This is a genomic window from Propionibacterium australiense, assembly GCF_003666605.1.
Lineage (GTDB): Bacteria > Actinomycetota > Actinomycetes > Propionibacteriales > Propionibacteriaceae > Propionibacterium > Propionibacterium australiense.
In genome coordinates this window covers 21,921-27,920 of sequence record NZ_RCIV01000027.1, presented here as the reverse complement: position 1 = coordinate 27,920, position 6,000 = coordinate 21,921, and the positions used below count along the sequence as shown (strand labels likewise).

The 6,000-nt window shown below is 64.8% G+C and carries 8 protein-coding genes; 3 read left to right on the top strand and 5 right to left on the bottom strand.

The features are described 5' to 3' along the window. Window positions 1-174: 174 nt before the first annotated feature. On the bottom strand, window positions 175-1,434 hold the full coding sequence (locus D9T14_RS14000) for a ZIP family metal transporter (RefSeq protein WP_220451995.1): 1,260 nt from the start codon (window positions 1,432-1,434) through the stop codon (window positions 175-177). A gap of 36 nt (window positions 1,435-1,470) precedes the next feature. Here D9T14_RS14000 and D9T14_RS12675 point away from each other — a divergent pair, with 36 nt between their 5' ends. Beyond that, window positions 1,471-1,815, top strand: coding sequence for a hypothetical protein (locus tag D9T14_RS12675; RefSeq protein WP_119162856.1), 345 nt, complete (start codon window positions 1,471-1,473; stop codon window positions 1,813-1,815). A 219-nt stretch (window positions 1,816-2,034) separates the two neighbouring features. Beyond that, entirely contained in the window at window positions 2,035-2,691 is a 657-nt protein-coding gene (locus D9T14_RS12670; RefSeq protein WP_197720603.1) for an endonuclease III domain-containing protein, read from the top strand. On the opposite strand, the gene D9T14_RS12665 is transcribed toward D9T14_RS12670, so the two are convergent. Continuing rightward, entirely contained in the window at window positions 2,609-3,142 is a 534-nt protein-coding gene (locus D9T14_RS12665; RefSeq protein WP_119162858.1) for a GNAT family N-acetyltransferase, read from the bottom strand. The genes D9T14_RS12670 and D9T14_RS12665 overlap by 83 nt on opposite strands. A 189-nt stretch (window positions 3,143-3,331) precedes the next feature. Between D9T14_RS12665 and D9T14_RS12660 the strand changes: the two genes are divergently transcribed. Next, window positions 3,332-4,513, top strand: coding sequence for an aminotransferase class I/II-fold pyridoxal phosphate-dependent enzyme (locus tag D9T14_RS12660; RefSeq protein WP_119162859.1), 1,182 nt, complete (start codon window positions 3,332-3,334; stop codon window positions 4,511-4,513). A gap of 83 nt (window positions 4,514-4,596) precedes the next feature. Here D9T14_RS12660 and D9T14_RS12655 read toward each other — a convergent pair whose 3' ends face one another. The 3 genes from D9T14_RS12655 to D9T14_RS13745 form a co-directional block, all read right to left on the bottom strand. Continuing rightward, on the bottom strand, window positions 4,597-5,007 hold the full coding sequence (locus tag D9T14_RS12655) for a type II toxin-antitoxin system VapC family toxin (protein ID WP_232012378.1): 411 nt from the start codon (window positions 5,005-5,007) through the stop codon (window positions 4,597-4,599). Beyond that, window positions 5,000-5,254, bottom strand: a complete 255-nt coding sequence (locus tag D9T14_RS12650; RefSeq protein ID WP_119162861.1) for a type II toxin-antitoxin system Phd/YefM family antitoxin — start codon at window positions 5,252-5,254, stop codon at window positions 5,000-5,002. The genes D9T14_RS12655 and D9T14_RS12650 overlap by 8 nt, the downstream gene beginning before the upstream one ends. A 246-nt stretch (window positions 5,255-5,500) precedes the next feature. Next, the gene (locus tag D9T14_RS13745; protein ID WP_170175776.1) at window positions 5,501-5,929 is read right to left on the bottom strand and encodes a hypothetical protein; all 429 of its coding nucleotides are present in this window, start codon (window positions 5,927-5,929) and stop codon (window positions 5,501-5,503) included. Window positions 5,930-6,000: the final 71 nt, after the last annotated feature.

Below are 6,000 nucleotides of genomic sequence, written 5' to 3'. Positions count from 1 at the left end.
GCGAGAAACCCCGGACCAAACTTTCGGAGCTTTCGCTTCATACGTCACTGGTCGTACCTTCGACTACGACTTCGAACACCTCCCCAAACCCCAACCAGAAACCGATCTTGTTTCATGACGGCCATATTCATGGTGATGAGCGTTCTTTTCTCCTTGAATGTGGCCAAGCTCATGTCAGCCCAGCGCCACATCCAAAATCATCATCAGTACAAAGCCCAGCGAGAAGGCGACTGTCCCTGCATTGGAATGTGTGTTCGATGACATCTCCGGGATCAGCTCCTCGACTACTACATAAATCATTGCTCCAGCGGCAAAAGCCAGCATATACGGCAATACGATGACAACCGTACTCGCGGTGACGATGGTCGCCGCTGCAGCAATCGGTTCCACAGCCCCAGAGAGGACGCCGTACCAAAAAGTTTTCATTTTCGGCATCCCCTCTGCCCTGAGCGGCATGGATACGATGGCCCCCTCAGGGAAATTTTGAATGGCGATGCCAAGTGACAGGACCAGTGCGGCGGCCTGGCTGATTCCGGTTTCTCCGGACAGCCATCCGGCATAGACTACACCAACGGCCATCCCCTCAGGTATGTTATGCAGAGTGACGGCCAAGATGAGCTTGCTCTTCCGCCTCAATCCACTTATCGGCTCTCCGGCTTTCTCGTCCATGTGCATTATGCGGCGCAGAAAGACCCAGGAACAGAAGAAGCCAATGCCGATCAGAAAACCAACGGCTGCAGGGATGAATGAAAGTCTTCCCATGTGGTCAGAGCTGTCCAAGGCGGGCTGCAGTAGGCTCCAGAAGGAGGCTGCCATCATAACACCGGCCGCAAATCCGATTAAGATTCGTCGCGTGGCGTCGGAAATACCCTCTCGTAAAAAGAATACGGTTGCCGCGCCTAGGCTGGTTCCAAGAAACGGTATGAAGATCCCCTGTATCAACTGGATATTCACGGGAAACACCTCTATCATTTGTTCTATCCTCTCGCCTGTGGCGAGTAGTGCTTGCTCATATGTTCCATGGAGACGTCTTCTGTGATCCCAGGCCTTCTGTTTTGCCTCGCCATCCGACTTCTCCTGGCTGGAGAGAACATCTCTAGGACTCAGAATATTCCCCGGGGGCAAACCATGGCAGCACTGAACCAAGGCCGTATTATTGGTGGATTCTGAGTCTCGGTTGGGTGTGATCTGAATATGCAGATCGAGGACGCCCCGGAAGAAACAGCTGTCCTGGTCGGATGGAAGAAGCGTTCCAATGCCCATGCGCCGGTGTGAACGAAGACGGAAGCGATCTTGCATGCCGCTCGTGATGTCGATGTGAGTATTCTCGCTGCAAGGATCGAACGCGGCGAGAAAACCATTCGAGAATGACTGGCCGACTGGCGGGCCACAGATAGCTTTCGTGCTGGACGACGCCAGATTCCACCCTGCCACCTCGACCGGCCTCTACGGGCCAGGTCGGCTACTGGAGTGCAGCCCCCTCGTTTCCTGCCGCCATACGCTCCCGGCCACAACCCCATCGAGCACGTCTGGAACACCGCCAACATTCACCACGAAACCCCGGATCAAACCTTCGGGGCATTCGCCTCGTACATCACCGTGAAGAACTCGCGGCAGTCCTCCTCGGTGCGGTCGTCGGCGGTTTCCAGCGGGCGGCTCTCTGGCTATAGCCGGGGTTCACGCTGGTTCGTTTTCGCCCATGCCCTGTCCGGCCTGGTCATGACCGGGTGGATCGCCGGTGAGTGCCTCATCATTGACGCCTTCGGCTGGCCGCATGCGCTGTGGGGAGGGCTGGCGTGTGCTGCCGGCTCGTGACCTCGCTGGCCCGCGGGCACAAGTCATCGGCATCATCCACCAGGATGCTGCGGGTGTCGGACGGTTCCAAGGCCTCGGATGCAGCACCCCCGGGGAGTCTTCTCGCTGCGATCCCCCGATAAGCGGCGGTGAAGTTGACGAACTATTCTTGGCGGCCCTGCGGGGCGCCCGCCCGACGGGTTCGGCCGTGGCGAGGTGATCCCTCATAGACTCGCGTCTGTGTCTGACACCGCTGTGACGACATTCCGCGAGCTCTTCGACGTGCTATCGGCCACGACCGAGTCGCCAGGATGGTGGCCGGGCGAGGGCCGGTTCGAGATGATGGCCGGCGCGGTGCTCGTGCAGAACACGAACTGGGCCAACGTGGAACGCTCCCTCGACGCCCTGCGCACCGGTGGCCTGCTGGACGCCGAACGGGTGCGGGCGATCGACCGGGAGGAGCTGGCCGAGGCCATCCGGCCGTCCGGCTTCATGACCGCCAAGAGCCGCAGCCTGAAGGAGCTGGCGGACTGGTTCGCGCGTCACGACGAGCAGGCCGCGGCCTGGGCCGACGAGGAGCTGCGGGCCGCACTGCTCGCGGTGCGGGGCGTCGGGGCCGAGACCGCCGACGCGATCAGCCTGTACGCCTACCGCCGTCCGGTGTTCATCTTCGACAGCTACGCCCGCAGGCTGCTCGCCGTGGCCGGTCTCGGCGACCACCCCGACTACGGCAGGGCCCGTGCCGCGCTCAACGAACGGGTTCACGCCGAGGGTTTCACCGTGGACGAGTTCGGCGCCTTCCACGGCCTCATCATCAGCGCCGGCCAGGAGGCCCGGGCCGCGGGCGGCTGGCAGACCCACTGGCCCCGGCTGCTGGCCGCAGCTCGCACACCATGACGTACTCCTCGGCCGTCTCACGGACGGGTCGGAAACCGCACCGGCTGTACAGCCGGTGCGCCGCGTTCTGCTTCTGCACCGACAGCGAAACCTTCTCGTAGCCCTTTACCCGCAGCAGGCCGAGCATGGCCTCCAGCAGAGCCGTGCCGATCCCGCGGCCGCGGTACTGCTCGTACAGCGCAATGGACAGCGACGGCACGTCCGGGGCGACGTGGCCGAAATCGTCCATGATGCGCACCCAGACCGCCCCGACGACTCCTCCGTCGACCTCGGCGACGAGGCAGTGGTCGTCCTCGTGGCCGAAGTCCTCGGTGTAGACCCGCAGCTGCGGGTGCTCGATGATGGACCGGGGCGGTGCCTCGACACCCTCGGGAACGAAGATCGCCTCGTAGAGGAAGTCGTCCAGCAGATCGTGCTCGCTGTCCCTCAGATGCCTGATCGTGTAATGCACGGGACCTCCCTCAACGAACCATATCGGCCTCGTCCTGCGTCTTTCGTGCGTCACATGACACGCAGGCTGAACGACTTTCGCAGGCCGGACCGAGGAACGGGCCGGGCCCGTCCCACCGGCTCGCCTGCCCTAGGCTGATCCCGCGGTCCGCCGTCGCCCGGCGGCGGACGACAAGCACCGGGAGCCGTCATGACCACTCCGAAGATCGCGCAGCGGGCCCTGTCCGCCCAGCCGTTCCACGCCATGAGCATCGGGGCGCGCGCCCGCGAGCTCGAGTCGGAGGGCATCGGCATCGCCAAGCTGAGTCTTGGTGAACCCTCGTTCGGGGCGCCGCCCGGCGTGCACGAGGCGATGCGGCAGGCCATGGACGGCCGCCCCCTGCCGTACACCCCGGCGGCGGGGCTGCCTGCGCTGCGCGAGGCCGTGGCCGGGTTCTACCGGCAGCGCCACGGCCTCGACCTCGACCCCCGCCGTATCCTCATCACCGCCGGCGCCTCGGCGGGCCTGCTCCTGGCGACCGCACTCACGACCGGCCACGGCGACGACGTCGTCATGGCCGATCCGTGCTATCCGTGCAACCGGGAACTCGTCGACGCCTTCGGGGGCCGGGTCGTGCTCGCGCCGACGACACCCGCCACCCGCTACCAGCTCGACCGGGCCACCATGGAGGCGGTCTGGACCGACCGCACCGCCGCCGTGCAGCTGGCGACGCCGTCGAACCCTACGGGCACCACCATCGGCTTCGACGAGCTCGCCGCGATCTGCGCTGCCGCCCGCGAACGCGGCGCCTGGCGGGTCGTCGACGAGATCTACCTGGCGCTGGCAGACCCGGCCGCCGACGGCTCGCCGGCGCGCACGGCCCTCGAGACCGACCCGGACGCCATCATCGTGTCCTCGTTCTCCAAGTACTTCGGCATGACCGGCTGGCGCCTGGGCTGGCTGGTCCTGCCCGAGGAGCTCATCGAACCGGCCGACAACGTGGCCGTCAACTTCTTCCTCTGCGCGGCCATGCCGACGCAGATCGCCGCGATGGCCTGCTTCACTCCCGAGGCGATCGCTGCCTGCGAGGACCGCAGGCTCGAACTGCTGGCGCGTCGCGGCATCGTCCTGGACGGGCTCGACCGGATCGGTCTGCCGGTGCCCGTCCGGCCAGACGGCGCCTTCTACGTCTACTTCGACGTCAGCGGCACGGGGCTCGACGCGTGGACCTTCTGCGAGCGCGCTCTGGAGGAGGCGCACGTGGCGCTCACCCCCGGCCTCGACTTCGGCCCGGCGACCGGTGACACGCACGTGCGGCTGTCCTACGCGGCCGGCCGCGACGAGCTGGCCGAGGGCCTGGAGCGGCTTGGTGGTTTCGTCGCCGGGCTGTGAGGGCTCCGGGACGGTCCCAGAGTCAGACGAACTCACGGTGCGAATCGGTTGACTCGATGGTCGTGCAGGATACGGCGAAATATTCAGACGGCGATGATGGTGACAAGTCCTTCGAGGCCGAGGAAGTCGTCGGGGTTCCGCGTGACGAGCGGCAGGTCTTCGGCGAGGGCGACTGAGGCGATGAGGAGATCTGCCATGCGCCGGCGGGGCTTCCGGCCAGCGTCCACGACTGCTGAATAAATACGCCCGAATGCTCGTGCCGCTTCAATGCCGAAGGGGATGGGATCGAACGTTGATTCGACGCGTTGCAGACGATCCTGTCTTCTGGCTCGTTCGGCTGAGTCCGTGGCAGCGGCAGGGCCCGCGGCCAGCTCCGCCATCGTGACCGCTGATATCGCAAGCCGGGCAGGCATCGCGTCTTTGTCGAGCAATTTCTCGAGGTCGATGACTGCCGAGGTGTCGAGGAGACCTGCGGGCGGGGCGACGTCATTCACGGGGTTCGACGTCCTGGTCGAGGATGTCATCGACGTCGTGCCTGAAGGCCTTGGCATCGATGGCCTGGGCCCCCTTGAAAACCTCACGCACGACCTGCTTCTCGACGAGTCGGTGACGTCTCAAGGGCCGTAGCTCTCCGATCGGCTGGTTGTTGCGTGTCACGACGAAGGTGCTCCCCTTGTCCAGCTCTCGCATGATGCGCCCGCTGTTGTTGCGGAGTTCCCGCTGGCTGATCACCTCACCCATGCGGCCACTGTAGTGCTTTGTGCTACGAATGATGTGCTTGGTGCTACGGATGGTGTGCTTTGTGCTACGGATGAGGGTGTGTGGATCACGGATCGAGGCTGAGATGGCAGCGCGAACCGGAGTGGGTAGGGAAGAAGACCTAGCCCAAGGGTCCTTGCTGTTGACTGTTGGAGCCTCTCGCCGGTTCCTGGCGCATTGAGTCACGTACGCGGTACTCCCAGGGGGTAAGGCCCACGGAACCACTGCTCAGCGCCCCCCTTCGATCTCTGCGATGTCCGGTGGCAGCGTGGCCTGGTCCCTGTCCTTGGTCCACTCCCCGTCGACCTGCACCACGCGGGAGTTGCCGATGTCGCTGGACAGCAGCCACAGCACGTCGGCGTCCTCCTGCCAGATCACCCCGACCGGGTGCGCGCTCTGCAGATAGCGCTCGTCGTCGCTCCACACGACGATGCCCGCCCGGTCCTTGATCACCGGGTACACGAGGTGCTGCCCGTCGCTGTCCTCGGAGAAGAACTCGGCCGTGTACTGGCCCGACGAGGAGGTCCTGCTCTCCCCGTCCACCAGCACCGCCGCATCTGGCCCCGGAGCGGTCGCCACGGCGACGGCGATGACCACCGCCAGCACCACGACCGCGACCCCAGCCAGTATCGCCCCCACCGTGATCACTCGTCTCATCCCAGCAGCACCTGCTTCCAGAAGATCGAGGCCATGCCGGTGGGTGCCCGCCATGGTCTGTCGCCTCGTCC